Genomic DNA, 17,061 nt, shown 5'->3' with positions numbered 1-17,061 from the left:
ACCTCCACCCCCTGTTCTGGAAGGACGTCATGGAGTCATACGAGCGCGCAGCACTGGAAGCGGTGACCACGCGTCCCGTGCACGACTACCGCACCCTGTCGGTCGAACGGCTCACCCCGGTACTGGGCGCGGAGGTCTCCGGCGTGGACCTGTCGCAGGAGATACCGGACGGGCAACTGGACGAGATCCGCACCGCGTTCCGCGATCACCACGTCCTCGTCCTCCGCGACCAGACCATCACCGTCGACGATCACAAGCGTTTCGCCTCGGCCTTCGGTGAGCTGCGTGCGGTCAACCCGCCGCCGCCGGAGGGCGACCCGTACGTCCTGGAGATCCGCACGGCGTTCGCCGCGGCGAACGTGGCGGGCAACGGCTGGCACGCCGACGGCACCGCCGACGCCGAACCCTCACTGGGATCGATGCTGTACATCACGGAGATCCCCGAGCCGGGCTCCGGTGGCGACACCCTGTTCGCCAACATGCACCTGGCCTACGAGATGCTCTCGCCGGCCATGCGCTCCCTGCTGGACCCCCTGACCGCGATACACGACGGCGCACAGGCCCTGGCGGGCTACACGCCGCCCGCGGACTACGTCATCCCCAAGAGCGAGCACCCGCTCGTCGCCCGGCACCCCGAGACCGACCGCAAGCTGCTGTACGTCAACAAGGCCTACACCAGCCGCATCCCGCAGCTGTCCGAACAGGAGAGCCGGGCCCTGCTCGACATGCTCTTCGACACCGTCGCCGGCCGGCCGATCCTGCACCTGCGCGTCCGCTGGACCCCGGGCACCCTGGTCTTCTGGGACAACCGCTGCGTGCAGCACCACGCGGTCTACGACTACTACCCCTACGCCCGCTACGGCCGGCGCGTCGCCATCAACGGCGGTCCCGTCAAGGGCTGACGGAAGGGCGAAGCGGGGTGTGGCGCCCGGGCCGTGCGGTCCGGGCGCCACACCCCAGTCGTCTTCCGCCCGCGCGGTGGCCGGGCCGTATCACCCGTGCACGCTCAGGCGGCTGCGCGCCGTACCGCGTCGGCGAGACCGTCCCGCAGCCGCGTCCGGGCCTCCCGGCCGGCCGGGCCGCCGGTCCCGTCCCCTCCCGCGTACGCGGCGATCCACGCCTGCACCAGGGCGAACGGCCAGGCGCGCGCGTAGTCCTCCGCCTCTCCGGTGGCGAACGCGAGAGCGTGGGCGACCGTGTTGGCGATGGTGTTGGCCTCCGCGTGCACCCGCTGGCTCACCTCGGTGTTCATCCGCGCATAGGTCTCGCCGTAGTCCTCGGCGTCCTTCTCGGCCCAGCCGCGCGAGAGCGCGAAGGAAGAGGCCGCCGCGGCAGCCCGGGTGTGCGCCTGCGCACGGGGGTAGGCCAGCCGGTACACCTCCCGCAGCGCGGGTTCCAGCACCGCCGACCAGGCGTCCTCACCGAACGCCTCGCCCGCCGCCGCGCGTTCGTGCGTTGCCCTCAGCGCCGCGTGCGGGGCCGGGTCCCCGCCCCGGCGGGCGACCGCCTCGTCGATCAGGTCCGCCACCGCACCGGCATGCCACAGATGCACGGCGACGAACGGCACTTCCGCGGCCGGACGCGCCGGCCCCTCGCACGAGTCCCTCGCATCGTCGAGCACTTCGGCGATCTGGACGGTCCAGTCGGGTGCCGCCGTCGTTTCAACGGCGTCCGGTGAGATACGCGATCGGGTCGACATCACAGCCTCCGGGGCACATGGCCCCGGCGGGGGGACCAGAAGAATCATCCGATGGCGCATTCTTTCGTCCCGGAGATTACGGAATCCACCGTCTACGGGTACGGAAATCGAAGCGAGCCCCACCCTGGTGCCGTCGTCCGGCCCCGGTGTCCACCTGCCCTCCGCCTCACACTCCGCACACCGAGATGCGCCGCATACGTGCCCGGCGCCCTTCGGCAAATAGAATCGGCCGGCCATGCGTTTTCAGATCCTTGGACCCGTCCGGGTCTGGCAGGGAACCAGCGACGTCAGACTGGGCCCTCCCAAGCAGCGGGCCCTGCTGGCCCTGCTACTGGCCCACGCCGGTCAACCTGTGCCCCTGCACGGGATCGTGGACGCCCTGTGGCACGAGGACCCCCCGGCCACCGCGGTCAACGTGATCCACCGCCATGTCGCAGCACTGCGCAAGCTGCTCGAACCCGGTCTGAGCTCGGGAACAGCTTCGAGGCGTCTGGTGCGCGCCTCCGGCGGCTACGGCCTCCTCACAGCCGGGGACGAACTGGACCTGCTGCGGTTCCGCACACTGCGCGAGGACGCGCACAGCTCGGCGCAGCAGGGCGACCGGGTGAAGGCCGTGGAACTGCTCGTCGAGGCCCTGGACCTGTGGCGCGGCCCCGCGGCATCCGGCATCACCCCTGAAGTGCGCACCCTGCCGGTCTTCACCGCCATCGACGACGAGCACGTCGTCGCCGTGAAGGATGCCGCCGCGTACGTGCCCACGGCGGGCGCCGCGCTGACCGAACGCGTCCTGGTCACGCTGCGCCAGGCGGCGTCCCATCACCCTTTTGACGAGGCGCTGCAGGCCCGTCTCATCGAGGTCCTCACCTCCGCTGGCCGCCAGGCCGAGGCGCTGGAGACCTACCAGGTCGTCCGGGCGCGTATCGCCGACGAGATCGGCCTGGAACCCGGTCCCGAGCTGCGGGAGGCACAGCGCCGCGCCCTGGAGCAGTCGCATGCGCCCAGGGCGGCGCCGCCCGCGACCGGCGGCCCGGAACCCTCCCCGGTAACCTCCGCGGATCGGGTGTACCCCGCGCAACTGCCCCGGAGCCTGGGCGCCTTCACCGGCCGGGGCGCCGAGCTGGAGCATCTGGACAGCCTGGTGCCCGGTCCCGATGAACCCGCCCAGGCCGTCGTCCTCAGCGGTATGGCCGGCGTCGGCAAGACCACCCTCGCCGTGCACTGGGCCAACCGCCTCGCCCCCCGCTTCCCGGACGGGCAGGTCTATGTCGACCTGCGCGGCTTCCACCTGAGCGGGGTGGCGATGAGGGGAGCCGAAGCGTTGCGCGCCCTGCTCGACGCCTTCGGCGTGCCCGTGGGTGATATCCCCCCGGCACTGGACGCGCAGGCCGCGACGTACCGCGGCCTCCTGGCCGGGCGGCGCGTCCTGGTCGTGCTGGACAACGCCCGCGACTCCGAGCAGGTGCGCCCGCTGTTGCCCGCCCCGCCCGGCTGCCTGGCCGTCGTCACCAGCCGCCACCAGCTCCAGGGGCTCATGGCCGTCGAGGGCGCCCACCCGGTCACCCTGGGCCCGCTCGACGAGAACGAGGCCCGCGCGCTGCTCGCCCGCCGGCTCGGCACGGAGCGGGTCGACCGCGAGGAGCACGCGGTCGCGGAGATCATCAGCCTCTGCGAGCGGCTTCCGCTGGCGCTGGCCATCGTGAGCGCCCGGGCCGCGCTGAACCCGGGCTACCCCCTGGCCGCCATCGCCGACGAGCTGCGGGCGAGCCACGGCAGCCTCGACGCCTTCACCGGGGAGCCGCCGCTCGCCGACGCACGCTGCGTCTTCTCCTGGTCGTACCAGGCCCTGACCCCGGAGGCGGCCCGGCTCTTCCGTCTGCTGGCCCTGCACCCCGGCCCCGACTGCTCCGTGGCCGCCGCGGCCAGCCTGACCGCCACCCGCCCACGGCAGGTACGGCCCCATCTCACCGAACTCGTCCGAGCCCACCTGCTGTTCGAGAACAAACCTGGACGCTTCTCCTCCCACAGCCTGCTGCGCGCCTACGCCGCGGAACTCGTCGACGAAGTCGACACCCCCGACGACGCGGCCACGGCAGCCACCCGGGTGCTCGACCACTACCTGCACAGCGCCCACACCGCGGAGGCCGTCCTCGCACCACACCGGGAACGGATCACCCTGCGCCGCCCGGCGGTCCACACCCTGCCCGAACGGTTCCCCGACCAGCGGGCCGCGGCCGACTGGTTCGAACGCGAACGACCGGTGCTGCTGGCCGCCGTCGAACAGGACGGCCGCCGCGGCGACGGCACCTTCAGCTGGCAACTGGCCGCGGTCCTCGAGCTGTACCTGGACCGCAACGGACGCTGGCAGCAGCAGCGGACCGTACAGACCACCGCCATCACCGCGGCGCAGCGTGGCGGCGATCTGCTGGGCCAGGCACACGGGCACCGGGCTCTCGGCTTCGCCCTCAGCCGGCTCGAACAGTGGGAGGGTGCGGGCGAACACCTCGAGCGGGCCCTGCAGTTGTTCGAGGAACTCGGCGACGCCCACGGACAGGCCCGCGTCCACCGCTACGGGGCGTTCGTCGCCAATCGGCACGGCCGGCACGCCGACGCGCTGGACCACTACCGGCTGGCCCAGGAGCTGTACCACTCGGCCGGGCACCTCAACGGCGAAGCGAATGTGCACAACGAGGTCGGCTGGACGTATCTGCTGATGGGAGAGTACGGCAAGGCGATCGACGAGTGCAGCCGTGCGCTCGCGATCCACCAGGAGACCGGCGACCCCAACGGCGAGGCCGCGGCGTGGGACAGCCTGGGCGTCGCCCACCACCAACTGGGCAACCACGACCGGGCCCTCGACAGCTTCCGGCACGCGCTGGACCTGTACCGCCGGATCCGGGACTCCTACCTGGAGGCCGACACCCTCATCCACATCGCCGACACCCACCTCGCACTCGGGCGGCCGGACAGCGCGGGCCGGTCGCTGGGGCAGGCCCTGGAGATCCTGGAACACATCGGCCACCCCGCCGCCGAGGGTGTCCGTGCCAGGCTTCTCGAGATCGAGTGAACCTTCTGGCGAGGCGGCTCCGTGTATCACACGGAGGCACTGTGACGCAGTGCACGCCACGCACACTCGTGTCCGGCCGACGGCTGCGGTAGACACAGGACGGGACGGCAGCCTTCCGGAGCCGACCGTCCGTTCGGCATGTCCCGCGTCAGAAATCCGTCAGGTTTCCGGCTGCGGTGCCTGCCTACGATCCCCGCACGCGTTGGTTCCTCGGCAGGAACTTCGCCGAAGCAGGCACGACATACGCCGTGCCCGTCGGCCGTGAACCGCCACATCCGGTTCGGCCGGCGCACCGCCTTGCCCCGTCCTTCGGCGATCCCGCACCCTCCCGGCCGTCTCCCGGCCGTGATCGCTCGTGCGAGCAACCAAGACGGGCAGAACCTTGCCTCCACGGGATCGACATGACTTGCGCAACTGCTCCGACCGGACCACAGGGAGCACACGGCGAGCACCTCCTCAGGGTGCTGGCGGCCGACCACGCCAAACCCTTGCTCACCTACCTCGAGCGCATGCTGCGTGACCGCCATACGGCGGAGGACATCGTGCAGGAGACCCTGATACGCGCCTGGCACCACGCCGACCGGTTGTGTGCCAACGAGGGTTCGATGCGCGGCTGGCTGCTCACCGTGGCCCGCAACCTGGCCATCGACCGCATCCGCAGCGCCCTTTTCCGCCACGAGGCGGTGGGCGCGGAACACCAGGGCGCGACTCAGAACGACCACGCCGACACGACTGCGGCCTCCGTCGACGCCATCACTCTGCTACGACACCTCTCGCACGAGCACCGGGAAGTCCTGGTCCACACCTACCTGCAGGACAAGACCGTGCACGAGACCGCCCGAATCCTGGGCGTCCCCGCCGGCACGGTCAAATCCCGGCAGCACTACGCCCTGCGCCAGCTACGCAACCGGGCCCGGGCGAGAGCGGCCGTCGAAACACCGGACCGCGCGACAGCCGCATGACCAGGCCTCGGAGTGCGAGAACATGCTCCGTCTTGCCTCGGGCGGAGTCGAGGTGGGCTCTGCCTCGACGCGGGGGGACGCATGAGACAGAGCCCACCATCAACAGCGCTGACAGCCGAGAGAAGGAGGGTTCGGCATCTCAACGCGGCTCATCGGGCGCGCCGTTGACCGGACGAGGACCGGTCGCGACCGGCACCTCACCGCGGGCGGCGACCAGTTGGAACCCGTCGTACAGGCGCGGAGTCTGGAGGTGACCACCTCTCGGAAGTGGGAGACGGCCACCTGCACCCCACCACCGTCGGGACGCAACAGGTGGGAGCTCATCAGATTCGCAAGCCCGGCCCCATAGATCGACCGGCTTCCGAGCCTGAAGCACACGGCGGTCTGCATCACCTCGGGTCTGCCCATGGAACACGCGTTCCGGCCCGGGGTCCCACAGACAACTGATCGAGATCAACCAGTTCCTTCGCCTGCCTGTCCACAGCGATGATCGATGCTGGGGATCGGCTCGACGAGCATTTCAGCCGTCGCCGGCGCTCGGCAAGCGAACTTCGACCAGGTTGCCCAAAGAGGCACCCACCCGTCGGAAGCCTCCATCGCCCCCGATTGACCACACCTACCCGAACCTTGAGTCGCTTCGGTCGCTCCGGGGCTCCAAAAGGCCCTCTGAACTGGGCCTTCATCCGGCGACAACGGAGCTACGCAACCAGTCACCGCCTCTTCCCATGCCCCTCTCCGCACCTCCGCACCCGAAGCATCCGAAAGACTCAAGCCGCTCCGGACCCAGGCCGGACGACCGATTCCTCACCGGTCACCCCACCAGCGCCAGCGACCGAAGCGACCCGACGTCCGAACCCGCTCAGCCGTCCGCGGGCCGAGGCCGCCCTGCCGGATCTCAGGGGTCACCCTTCGGGCTCGGGGGTGCGGTCACGGACCGGGTACCATCTCGCCTCGTCTTCCTTCGCGACCGGCCATCAGCCGCCGGTCCGCCCGTCCAGCCGTACCTGCTGGTGCGTCGCCTCACGGCGAGGACCTGAGAGGGAACGGCAGCCACCGCGGGCGACTCGCCCGAGTCCCAGACCACATGTCCCTTGCGTGAACCCGAGCCGCGTGGCCACCGGTGCTTGTGTGAGGAAGCGCGCATCCCGCTGGAAAGGAAAGCATGAAGCGACCAGGTCCGCCTCGGCCGACCGGTGATCTCCCGGTGCGAGTCCCTGGCAGCGCCGAGCCCGTCAAGCGCGACGACGTACAGGCCCGAAACGACAGCGATGCGAGTGCTCATGAAGCCGTCGAGCCCACCCGGCGCCCGGGTGCCGCCGTGCCCAGGCTCGCCCAGTACTCTTCGCTGGGGTCGCGAGGGGGCGTCAGCCGTTCCCCTGCGCGCCCGTTCGATCGGCCTGGGGTCAACGAGGCACCCCACACGTCCGACGGGAATGCCACCGGGCAGCGATCGGCAGAGGCACATTCCGGCGGCGGTACCCGGCGGGCGGGATCGCGTGACGCCTTCGGAGTCGTCGGCGTGGTGGGGCTGCTGGCGGCGGGCGGCGTCATCGCGACCCTGGCACTTGCCGGCGGTCATCATGATGATCACACCAATAGGTCGTCCAACACCGTGAGTGAGGATGCGAGCGTCGAAGGCCTCGACGTGCCGCCAACGCTCACCACCGGCGCTTCTGCCGATGGGACGGACAAGGACGGTCCGGTCACGAGGGCCACGAAAAGCTCGCCCCACGGCAGCTCCGTAGGAAGTCCGACCGCTACGGCGTCAAGCTCCACCGGGACAAAGGCGCGTGCGCGAGTTCAGCCGTCCGGCGCGCAGTTGGTCAGCCACTCTTCGGGGCGCTGCATCGACGTCGTGGGGGGCGAGGCCGTGCGGGGGGCGCGACTCATGATCTCAAGCTGTTCGCAGAACGCCGCCTCCCAGCATTGGGTGTTCGCATCGGACGGCTCCCTGCGCGGGCTCGGGATGTGCGTGCAGCCCGCGGGCGGTTCGACCGACGACGGGACAGACCTGGAACTGGCGCGCTGCAGCGGCGGTTCCCAGCAGGAGTTCACGCTGAACTCCCGCAACGACCTGGTCAGCGGCCTGGCGGACAAGTGCACCGATGTCCGGGACAACGGGACGGCGGACGGTACCCGTCTCCAGTTGTGGTCCTGCGCCGGGACGGACAACCAGAAGTGGTCCACCGCATAACCCCCAGTCGGCCCCCGCCCGGATCGACGGGCCTCGGCGGTGAGCGAGGGGGACGTACAGAGGCTCCGGTCGGACAGGGGGCCTCGCTGGGCTGCCGCCGAGGTCCGCCAGGAGAATCAGGGCAGTCCCGTTGCCTGATTTTCCGCACATCCCGCTCCTGCGTTGACGCGCCCGGCGGACCCAGCCAATGATTTCCTCAAAATTCATCCACCCCTGCTTTACGCCCAGCAGGCAAGGGCGATGCCTGCGGTTCCAGGAGGAGATCTCGTGAGATACCGGAAGCTCGCCCGTAGGGTGTCTGTCGTCGGGACCACCGTCGCTTTGGCGGCGGTAGCCGCCATGCAGCCGGCTTCTGCCGCGAAGCTGGCCATTGAATACGGTGGGACTCAGGTCCAGGTGGACACCGCCCCAGGAAACGGGGCCGCCAGTTGGTTGTGGGTCTACAACCCTGACGGGCATCCCGTCGCCTACGTCAGGTACTCGGACGGGACCGAGGGAATGGTAAATCCTTGGACTCCGTCCGCCGCCTACAATCTGCCCGCAAAACCGACTGACGTCCGGGCCTGCTACCAGACGTGGGGGGATTCGGGCATCAGGTCCTGGTTCCTGCACTGCGATTCCTGGTACAGCGTCGGATAGACGGGGCACCGCGGCGCCCCCGCTCACGGACGGGGAGTTGACGTCCACCCCGTGGCGGCGGCGTGTGACCGCGCGCGGGAGGTCGAGCGCGGCAGGCCAAGGAAGCAACAGGGCTTCCGTGCTGATGGGTCGAGACTTCGCACATCTCCCCCAGCGGCACGGGAGCCCTGTGTGTTGTGCGACCCGCACGGCAATTACCCGGTCAGAAATCAGTAACAAGGCCGAAACGAACAGTGTAATTCTTCGCACTATCATCGAGGAGGGATAGGCCACCGACCCCAGTCCTAAAGAATTCCGAGGAGACACCGCACAGGAGCTGCGAACCAGTCGTCCTGCGCAGTTCTCGGCGTCTCACAGGTTGGCAAAACCCATCCTGTCGCTTAGGAGGAGTTCCGCCATGAGTCATGATTTCACTGTGCAGACCGAGAACCTGGACAGGCTGGCAAAGTCTTTTCACTCCGGAGCGGTCGATCTGCAAGCGGCAGGAAATCGCTTCAACGCCGGATTCTCTGCAGGAAGCTCACCTTTCGGCCGCGGACAGGCTGCCACTTCAGCAACCGAGGCATACGCAGCCGCGAGAGAGCAGATGGCCAAATCATGCCAGCGGCTCGCCGCACTTTCAGGACAGACTCGCGACATGCTGAGGGTCGGTTCCAAAATGTATGCATCGGTGGAGGACTCCAACACCAGCGCGGCACGTAGCTTTTCGCCTGGGAACTGACCGTGAGCGTGGACATCAACGGGGCCATTGCCGAGTGGCTCACCAACGTCCTCCGGGAGATAGGTGATCCGGACGGGCTTCGCGAGCACGCCGAGGAGCTCCAGCAACAGGCGGACCATGTCCGAGCTGTGCACGCCCAGCTCGCCACGGATGTGGGGTCCTCCTCGTGGTCGGGAGCCGACTACGAAGCCTTCTCATCCGCGTGGCAAGAGCACTCCAAGCTGGCCGAGGACACGGCCAACAGCCTGCAGGACACGGCGAATCAGGTGGACCATCACGCGGACCGCACTTGGGAAATCGTCAAGGAAATCATCGGCATCGCCCTTGAAATACTTGAGATACTGGCCATCGGCCTCCTTCTGAGCTGGCTTCTGGCGGGTATTGCAAACCTCATTTGGGCTCGTGTGGCACCGCTGATCGAGCGGATCGTCGAACTTCTGGCACGGTTCCGAGCAATGCTTGGCGACTTCGCGGAGTGGGCCAAAGAGGTGGGCAGCGCCGCTGGAAAGGTCGGCGAGAAGATCGGCACGATGATCGGCAGGGGAGCCGAAAAGGTCATCACCGAGTTCCCCGACTATGCGCGCGCTTATGTCAACTTCTATCTGGCCGAAGCGATAACGCCGGCGTTGAGCGGCCGAGACGTCGCGTGGGCTGACAATGCGTGGCAGACCGCATTGTTCTTCGGAATGGACATAGGCAACAACCTGATCGAGTCCGCGCTGGAATCCGTAAAATTCGGAAGAATATTCAAGGGTGCTGCCGAGGAGACGTCGGCACGAGCGGGCAGGAGCGCGGGGTCGGACGTGGGCACGGAGGGCTCGCTGGCCGTGGACAGCGCGGCTGCCGAAACCGAGGGTGCTGTCTCCACAGACCCAGCCGACCTTTTCCTCGGTGCCCGCGGTGAGGCCAGGAGCGAGAGCCCTTCTGCCCAAGATTCGGATCACGCGGCGGCACGGACAGTCCACAGCGATGCGGAATCGGCGGACACACATGCGGCGCCCGGCGCCCGGACAGCCGGTGCCGACCCGGCAGCGGGGCTCCGCGATGTACGCCTGGAGTCGGAGCCCGTCGCCGGTGAGCAGCGTGTACCGGTGGGGGCCGAGGGGAACGGGTCCGTCACCTCGACAACGGGTCTCGCCGACAACGCCACGGTGCGCAAGGCGGCTGCACCAAGTCTGCGAGAGGCTCCCGGCTCAGGGGCGAGCAGAACTCGTTCCGCATCCGACCCCGGCGCACCGCAGGAGTTCCCCACGTTCAGCGATGGCGACTCCGCCAGGTCGATCCACATCGTCCGGCCCGGCGACGAAGCCTCGCTGTCATACCGCGGCGGTCCCGACATCACCCGACCCGTCGGGCCGGGTCGCACCTCGGAAGTGTCCCTTCCCGAGAATCACGTTGCGAAGGCACCGTCCTCCGGCGCGCCGGTCCGCGACGTCGTACCCGAAGCGGACGCGGCCCGAGGCTCCCGGCCAGAAGACACCCCTGAGACCCCCCTTACCGAACGACCCCGGGTCGAGGCATCCCCCGCGGCAGAAACAAATCCCGGCGCGCCGGCCCACGATGCCGCCATGCCCGAAGCAGACCCGGCCCGGACCCTCCGACCGGAGAGCCCCCCGGAAGCACCCCGCCCCGAAAGCCCCGCTGCGGAGACACCGCCCGCCGCAGAAGCAAATCCCGGCGCGCCGGCCCACGATGCCGCCATGCCCGAAGCAGACCCGGCCCGGACCCTCCGACCGGAGAGCACCCCGGAAGCACCCCGCCCCGAAACCCCCGCTGCAGAAGCACACCCCGGCGCGCACTCGCCTGATCCCGCACCCCCATCCCCACCGCACACGCCTGAGCGCCCTGCTCCGGTGCATGAGACGCAGGTCGATGTCACCGCACTTCCGGACGTGAACGCGGACGCCTTGCGCATGGCGGAAATACTGTCTCCGCCCCCCAGTATCAGGACGGATGTTTTCAGAGTTCCTGATCCTGCGAAGCTGCCCGAAACGCACAAGCCGTTCGAGCCGAAGACTCTGGGCGAGTCGGTTCATGCGGGGGCGAAGGAAGGTTTCAATATCCTTGTCGGGAATCTTCAGACCAATGCCGCGATAAATCACATACACAATGCCGATCAGCAGGTGACTGCGCAACAGTTCGGCCTTCAAGTTCTCGGCGGCGTTCTCGGAGGCGTAAGGCATTCGTTGTTCCATTATCTGCCGGTCGGTGAACGATTCGGCTATCGAAGCGAGCAGCCGGGCTCACCTTCGGTTCTGCACTGGCTGTTCTCGGGGACACCCGTGGCCTGGTCCTACTACTCGATGTACTTGACCGCCAAGGAGGCCGTCGTGAACGGCGCCTCGGGACAGACCACGCCAACGGAAATAACTCGGCCAAACAGCCAGTAGGGATCCGGGTGAGCCAGGTCCGACGGGCAGACGGAAATGCGGGTGGGCAGCTTCACAAGCTGCCCACCCGCACCGGGTGCACCGGGGTGCCTCACTTCACGGAGCCCGCCATGACCCCCTGCACGAAGTGCCGCTGGAAGGCGAAGAACACCACCAGCGGGACCACCAGGGACACGAACGCGCCGGGCGCCAGGACGTCGATGTTGCTGCCGAACTGGCGGATCTGCGACTGGAGTTGCACGGTCAGCGGCTGTGAGGAGCTGTCCGCGAAGAGCAGCGCCACCAGCATGTCGTTCCACACCCACAGGAACTGGAAGATGGCGAGGCTAGCGATGGCCGGGCGGCCCACCGGCAGGACCAGCTGGACGAAGATGCGCCACTCGGTGCCCCCGTCCATGCGGGCCGCCTCGAGCATCTCCTTCGGCATCTCGGCGAAGTAGTTGCGCAGGAGGAACACCGCGAAGGGCAGGCCGTAGGCGACGTGGAACAGCACGACTCCGGGGATGGTGCCGAACAGGCCCAGTTCGCCGAAGAGTTTCGCGACCGGCAGGAGGCCGATCTGGACCGGGACCACCAAGAGCGCGACGACCACGAGGAAGATGCCGTCCCGGCCCGGGAAGTCGAGCCAGGCGAAGGCGTAGCCGGCGAGTGCCGCGATGACCACGACCAGGAACGTCGCCGGCACCGAGATGAGCACCGTGTTCCACAGCGACTGCGTCATGCCGGAGTTCTTCAGCAGCGCCGTGTAGTTGTCGAAGGACAGCTGGCCGGGGCTGGAGAGCGCCGTCCACCAGCCGCCCTTCGCGGTGTCCTGGGCGGAGCGCAGCGACGACACCAGAAGACCCGCGAGCGGGGTGAGCCAGACCAGGCCGGTCACCACGAGGAAGGCCTGCACCAGGCTGTTGCCCAGCCCGCGCCGGATCGCGTTCATCGCTGACTCCTTCGGAAGCGGCGGACGTTGAAGGCCATGGCCGGGATGACCAGCAGCAGCAGGAGCACGCCCAGCGCGCTTCCCAGACCCTGGTTGTTGCCACCGCCGAACGACACCAGCCACATCTGTGTGGCGAGGACGGTCGCGTCCTCCTGCACCGGACCCGGCGCGATGATGTAGACGAGGTCGAAGACCTTCATCACGTTGATGACGAGGGTCACGAAGACCACGGTCAGCACGGGGGCCAGCAGCGGCACCGTGATCCGCCGGAAGATCTGCCATTCGTTGGCGCCGTCCATCCGTGCCGCCTCCAGCGCGTCCCGCGGCAGGGCCGCGAGACCGGCTCCGATCAGGACCATGGCGAAACCGGTCCAGATCCACAGGTACGCGCCGATGATGGCCGGCGTGACGAGGGCCGGGCCGAGCCAGGACACGCCCTGGTAGGGCTGGGCGAAGTTGGAGGCGGGCAGCTCGACCGTGTAGCCGGCGGACTTGAGGCCGGTGAAGTGGAAGGAGCCGTCCGCGGCCGTGGTGGTGCTCGCAGCCGTCCTGCCGTCGGCGTCGACCGCCTCGACCCGCATTCCGGGCAGTCCGCTCTCCCTGCGGTCGACCTTGCCCTGCTCCCCTCCCCAGCCGGGGGTGAAGTCCAGGTAGACGACTCCGCCGACCTCGTCGGCCCCGGCCGTCCGATGGGCGGCCGGGTAGGCGGGTCGTGCCTCACCGGGGACATCGGCGGGGGCGATGCCGACCATCCCGAAGTCCACGGACGTGCCAGGCGACACGCGGTCGCTCGTGCGGTAGGACCCGTCGGGGCTCACGGTCAGCCCGTGGCCGTCGCGGGCCCTCGCGGTCGGATAGGCGGAGGTGTGCTTGAACGCGTCGTGGACGCTGACGACGGCGGCGTTGAGCACGCCCTTGGAGGGGTCCTCGTCGTAGGCGAGCCGGAAGATGATGCCGGCGGCCAGGAACGAGACGGCCATGGGCATGAACAGCAGCAGCTTGAACGCGGTCGCCCAGCGAACCTTCTCCACCAGGACGGCCAGAACGAGACCGAGACCGGTCAGCAGGGTCGGCGCGACCACGACCCAGATGGCCGTGTTCCGTACCGCCTTGAGGGTCGCCGGGTCGCGGAACATCTCGGTGTAGTTGTCGGCGCCGACGAAGCGGGTGCCGGAGGCGTCGAAGAAGCTGCGGCCGACGGAGAACAGCACGGGGTAGACGACGAGGGCGCCGAGCAGGAGCAGCGCCGGGAAGACGAACAGCACGGCGCCGAGGCGTGCCCGCCGCCGCGAGCGGCGGGCACGTTCGGCGGGCCCGGCGGACGGTGGGCTCACCGTCTCCTTGACCAGGGTGGATGTCATGGTCCGTCAGCCCTTGTAGGCCTTGGCCGCGGCGGTCTCCAGCTTGGCCGCGGTGCCCTTGGGGTCGGACGGGTCGCGCAGGAAGTCCTGGAGGAGCTTCCACTCGCCGGCGCCCTTGGTGCCGCCGAAGGCCGCGGGGGCCTGGTCGGACATGTCGAAGCGGACGGAGTCACCGGCGTCGACGAGGGACTTGGCGGTGGCGCGGGTGACGACGTCGCTGTAGGAGTCGAGGGAGAGGTTCTTGTTCGGGGACAGGTAGCCGCCCGCCTTGGCCCAGACGGCCGACGCCTCGGGGGTGGCCAGGTACTCGAGGAGCTTCATGCCGGCCTTGGCGTTCTTGCCGTCCTTGAGGACGACGGCGGCGTCGCCGCCGCTGACGACCGGGGCGGTGCCGCCGTCGACCGCGGGGAAGGGGAAGAAGTCGGCGTCCTTGCCGATGGTCTTCTTGAACTGGTCGTGGGCGACGCCGGCGACGAAGTCGCCCTCGTAGACCATGCCGGCGTCGGGCTTGGGGCCGAAGACCTTCTCCACCGAGCTCGGGAAGTCGGTGTTGAGGGCCTCCTTCTGGCCGCCGGCGACGAGCTCCTTGTCCTTGAAGAGCTTGCCAAGGGTGTCGAGGGCCTTGACCACGGAGGCGTCGGTCCACTTGAGCTTGTGGGTGGCGAGGGCGTCGTACTTCTCGGGGCCGGCCTGGGAGAGGTAGATGTTCTCGAACCAGTCGGTGAGGGTCCAGCCGTCCTGTCCGGCGACCGAGAAGGCGGACAGGCCGGAGTCGGAGATCGTGTGACCGACCTTGAGCATGTCGTCGTACGAGGTCGGGGGCTTGACGCCCGCCTGCTGGAAGGCATCGGGGCTGTACCAGACCGTCGACTTGTGGGCGGCCTTGAAGTAGAGGCCGTAGAGGGTGCCGTCGACGCTGCCATACTTCTTCCACACGGGGGCGTAGCCGGCATCGACGGACTTCTGGGTGGTGGCCGACAGGGGGGTGAGCCAGCCCTGCTTCGCGAACTGCTGGAGCACGCCGACCTGCGGGACCATGACGACGTCGGGCGCGTTGCCGCCCTCGATCTTGCTGCCGACGACGGTGGAGACGTTGTCGCCGGTGGACACGAACTGCGTCTTGGCGCCGGTCTTGGCGCTGAACGCGTCGAGGACCTTCTGAAAGTTCTGCTGCTCGGTGCCGGACCAGACACCGGCCACGGTGACGGTCTGGCCGCTGAGCGCCTTGTCACCGCCGCCCGCGGAGACGGGGTCGCTGTTGCCGCAGGCGGTTGCGCCGAGCGCGAGGGTGAGGGCGGTGCAGCTCGTGAGCAGGGTCGTACGTCGTCGCATCATCGTTGATGTCCCTTCGAGTGCTGGTAACTTCCGGATGATCAGAGGTCGTTGATCCACCAGGCGGCGGTCGATCCGGGGAGGACCCCGGTCGGGCAGGGGCCACTGGCGAGAAGAGGGGTGCGGGGGACCGGCGCGGGCACGGGTGCGGTGCCGAAGTTGACGGCGCAGACGAGGCCGTCGCCGCGGACGAAGGCGAGGACGCCGGGCTGGGTGTCCAGCCAGCGCAGTGAACCCTCGCCCAACTGCGGCAAGGTGGCGCGCAGTTGCAGGCCGTCGCGGTAGAGGTGCCAGAAGGAGCGGGTGTCGGCGAGGGCGCGGTCGGTGGCGTACTCGGCGAAGTAGTCGGGCTGTGGCAGCCAGGGCCGGGCGCTCTCGGTTCCGGAGGTGAAGCCGAAGGGGGACGCCTGACCGGACCAGGGCAGTGGGACCCGGCAGCCGTCGCGGACCCGGTCCCGGCTGCCGGTGCGCCGGAAGATCGGGTCGGTGAGCACGTCGTCGGGCAGGTCGATGACCTCGGGCAGGCCGAGCTCCTCGCCCTGGTAGATGTACGCGGATCCGGGCAGCGCGAGCATGAGCAGGGCGGCGGCCCGGGCCCGGGCGGGGCCGAGGCCGCTGCCTTCCGGTGTGGGTTCGCCGTAGCGGGTGACGGTGCGGACCTGGTCATGGTTGTTGAGGACCCAGGTGACCGTGGAGCCGGTGCCGGCGATGTCCTGCATGGCGTCGGAGATGACCTTGTGGAAGGCGTCGTCGCTCCACGGCGCGCTGAGCAGGTCGAAGAAGAACGCCTGGTGAAGCTCGTCGCCGCGGACGTAGCGGGCGTGTTCGCGGGCGGTGGGGACGGAGACCTCGCCGACCAGGAGGCGTTCGCAGCCGTCGCGGGCGGTGTACTCCTCGCAGACCGCTCGCCAGTGGCGCCACACGTCGTGCACCTCGGGCTGGTTCCAGGCGAGGGGGTTGACCGAGTCGCGGGTGCGGGCGTCGGCTTCGGGGTCCGGGGAGTCGGGCAGCTCGGGGTGCTTGAAGAGGCCGGCGGCGACGTCGATACGGAAGCCGTCGACGCCCCGGTCGAGCCAGAAGCGGAGCACGCGGTCGAACTCGGCGCCGATCTCGGGGTTGCGCCAGTTCCAGTCGGGCTGGTCCGGCGTGAACATGTGCAGGTACCACTGGCCAGGGCGGCCGTCCGCCTCGGTGACCCGGGTCCAGGCCGGGCCGCCGAACATGGCGTGCCAGTTGTTGGGCGGTTCGGATCCGTCGGGACCGCGGCCGTCGGCGAAGTGGAAGCGGTCGCGGGCCGGGCTGCCGGGCTGTGCGGCCAGTGCCTCCTTGAACCACGGGTGCTCGGAGGAGCAGTGGTTGGGGACGATGTCGAGGAGGACCCGGATACCGAGCCGTCCGGCGGCGGCCATCAGCTGGTCGAACTCGGCGAGGTCACCGAAGGTCGGGTCGACGTCGCAGTAGTCGGCCACGTCGTAGCCGTGGTCGTGCTGCGGCGAGGGGTAGAAGGGGCTCAGCCAGATCCCGTCGACGCCGAGCTTCTTCAGGTACGGCAGGCCGGCCCGGACTCCGGCAAGGTCGCCGATGCCGTCTCCGGTGCTGTCGAGGAAGCTGCGGACGTACACCTGATAGATGACAGCGTCGCGCCACCAGCGGTGCATGTTCAACCCAGTGCCTGTCTCTTTGCGCCCAGTGGTTATGCATGCATGTTAAGTAGACATGTCTGGAGCGTGTCAATGAAATGAGCGCAGTACACTGGGCAACCGCCCTT

At 68.9% G+C, this 17,061-nt stretch carries 11 protein-coding genes; 6 read left to right on the top strand and 5 right to left on the bottom strand.

Annotation, left to right across the window (positions count from 1 at the left end; genetic code table 11):
* Positions 1 to 29 precede the first annotated feature (29 nt).
* Positions 30 to 902, top strand: a complete 873-nt coding sequence (locus ACZ7OO_RS36115) for a TauD/TfdA dioxygenase family protein (protein ID WP_471511536.1) — start codon at positions 30 to 32, stop codon at positions 900 to 902.
* 104 nt (positions 903 to 1,006) lie between these two features.
* On the opposite strand, the gene ACZ7OO_RS36110 is transcribed toward ACZ7OO_RS36115, so the two are convergent.
* Positions 1,007 to 1,699 carry a SpcZ gene (locus ACZ7OO_RS36110; RefSeq protein ID WP_471511534.1) on the bottom strand — a complete coding sequence of 231 codons (693 nt, stop codon included), beginning with the start codon at positions 1,697 to 1,699 and terminating at the stop codon, positions 1,007 to 1,009.
* Between the two features lie 235 nt (positions 1,700 to 1,934).
* Between ACZ7OO_RS36110 and ACZ7OO_RS36105 the strand changes: the two genes are divergently transcribed.
* The 5 genes from ACZ7OO_RS36105 to ACZ7OO_RS36085 all read left to right on the top strand — a co-directional run bounded on the left by ACZ7OO_RS36105 (position 1,935) and on the right by ACZ7OO_RS36085 (position 11,669).
* A complete protein-coding gene (locus tag ACZ7OO_RS36105; protein WP_471511532.1) occupies positions 1,935 to 4,763 on the top strand; it encodes an AfsR/SARP family transcriptional regulator in 2,829 nt (942 codons plus the stop codon).
* 401 nt (positions 4,764 to 5,164) lie between these two features.
* Positions 5,165 to 5,725, top strand: coding sequence for a sigma-70 family RNA polymerase sigma factor (locus tag ACZ7OO_RS36100; protein ID WP_471511530.1), 561 nt, complete (start codon positions 5,165 to 5,167; stop codon positions 5,723 to 5,725).
* 1,855 nt (positions 5,726 to 7,580) lie between these two features.
* Complete coding sequence (locus tag ACZ7OO_RS36095) at positions 7,581 to 7,919, top strand: ricin-type beta-trefoil lectin domain protein (RefSeq protein WP_471511634.1); 339 nt, start codon at positions 7,581 to 7,583, stop codon at positions 7,917 to 7,919.
* 1,036 nt (positions 7,920 to 8,955) lie between these two features.
* Complete coding sequence (locus tag ACZ7OO_RS36090; RefSeq protein ID WP_471511528.1) at positions 8,956 to 9,279, top strand: hypothetical protein; 324 nt, start codon at positions 8,956 to 8,958, stop codon at positions 9,277 to 9,279.
* 2 nt (positions 9,280 to 9,281) lie between these two features.
* A complete protein-coding gene (locus tag ACZ7OO_RS36085; protein WP_471511526.1) occupies positions 9,282 to 11,669 on the top strand; it encodes a WXG100 family type VII secretion target in 2,388 nt (795 codons plus the stop codon).
* A gap of 91 nt (positions 11,670 to 11,760) precedes the next feature.
* On the opposite strand, the gene ACZ7OO_RS36080 is transcribed toward ACZ7OO_RS36085, so the two are convergent.
* The 4 genes from ACZ7OO_RS36080 to ACZ7OO_RS36065 are packed head-to-tail and all read right to left on the bottom strand — an operon-like array spanning position 11,761 to position 16,951.
* Entirely contained in the window at positions 11,761 to 12,600 is an 840-nt protein-coding gene (locus tag ACZ7OO_RS36080; protein ID WP_471511524.1) for a carbohydrate ABC transporter permease, read from the bottom strand.
* Complete coding sequence (locus tag ACZ7OO_RS36075; protein ID WP_471511522.1) at positions 12,597 to 13,961, bottom strand: carbohydrate ABC transporter permease; 1,365 nt, start codon at positions 13,959 to 13,961, stop codon at positions 12,597 to 12,599. Before ACZ7OO_RS36075 ends, ACZ7OO_RS36080 begins: the two co-directional genes overlap by 4 nt.
* A gap of 6 nt (positions 13,962 to 13,967) precedes the next feature.
* Positions 13,968 to 15,296 (bottom strand): ABC transporter substrate-binding protein, encoded by a 1,329-nt coding sequence (locus tag ACZ7OO_RS36070; RefSeq protein ID WP_471511520.1) that lies wholly within the window; start codon positions 15,294 to 15,296, stop codon positions 13,968 to 13,970.
* A 38-nt stretch (positions 15,297 to 15,334) separates the two neighbouring features.
* Entirely contained in the window at positions 15,335 to 16,951 is a 1,617-nt protein-coding gene (locus ACZ7OO_RS36065) for a glycoside hydrolase family 13 protein (protein WP_471511632.1), read from the bottom strand.
* Between the last annotated feature and the right edge of the window lie 110 nt (positions 16,952 to 17,061).

It is taken from the genome of Streptomyces sp. NPDC111744, from assembly GCF_055634995.1.
This window is presented reverse-complemented; position numbering and strand designations above follow the sequence as displayed.

Excerpts from the sequence above, each read along its gene's own strand:
- ACZ7OO_RS36115 (WP_471511536.1), top strand. The coding sequence starts at position 30 with ATGGAGTCATACGAGCGCGCAGCACTGGAAGCGGTGACCACGCGTCCC.
- ACZ7OO_RS36110 (WP_471511534.1), bottom strand. The coding sequence starts at position 1,699 with ATGTCGACCCGATCGCGTATCTCACCGGACGCCGTTGAAACGACGGCG.
- ACZ7OO_RS36105 (WP_471511532.1), top strand. The coding sequence starts at position 1,935 with ATGCGTTTTCAGATCCTTGGACCCGTCCGGGTCTGGCAGGGAACCAGC.
- ACZ7OO_RS36100 (WP_471511530.1), top strand. The coding sequence starts at position 5,165 with ATGACTTGCGCAACTGCTCCGACCGGACCACAGGGAGCACACGGCGAG.
- ACZ7OO_RS36090 (WP_471511528.1), top strand. The coding sequence starts at position 8,956 with ATGAGTCATGATTTCACTGTGCAGACCGAGAACCTGGACAGGCTGGCA.
- ACZ7OO_RS36080 (WP_471511524.1), bottom strand. The coding sequence starts at position 12,600 with ATGAACGCGATCCGGCGCGGGCTGGGCAACAGCCTGGTGCAGGCCTTC.
- ACZ7OO_RS36075 (WP_471511522.1), bottom strand. The coding sequence starts at position 13,961 with ATGACATCCACCCTGGTCAAGGAGACGGTGAGCCCACCGTCCGCCGGG.
- ACZ7OO_RS36070 (WP_471511520.1), bottom strand. The coding sequence starts at position 15,296 with ATGATGCGACGACGTACGACCCTGCTCACGAGCTGCACCGCCCTCACC.
- ACZ7OO_RS36065 (WP_471511632.1), bottom strand. The coding sequence starts at position 16,951 with ATGCACCGCTGGTGGCGCGACGCTGTCATCTATCAGGTGTACGTCCGC.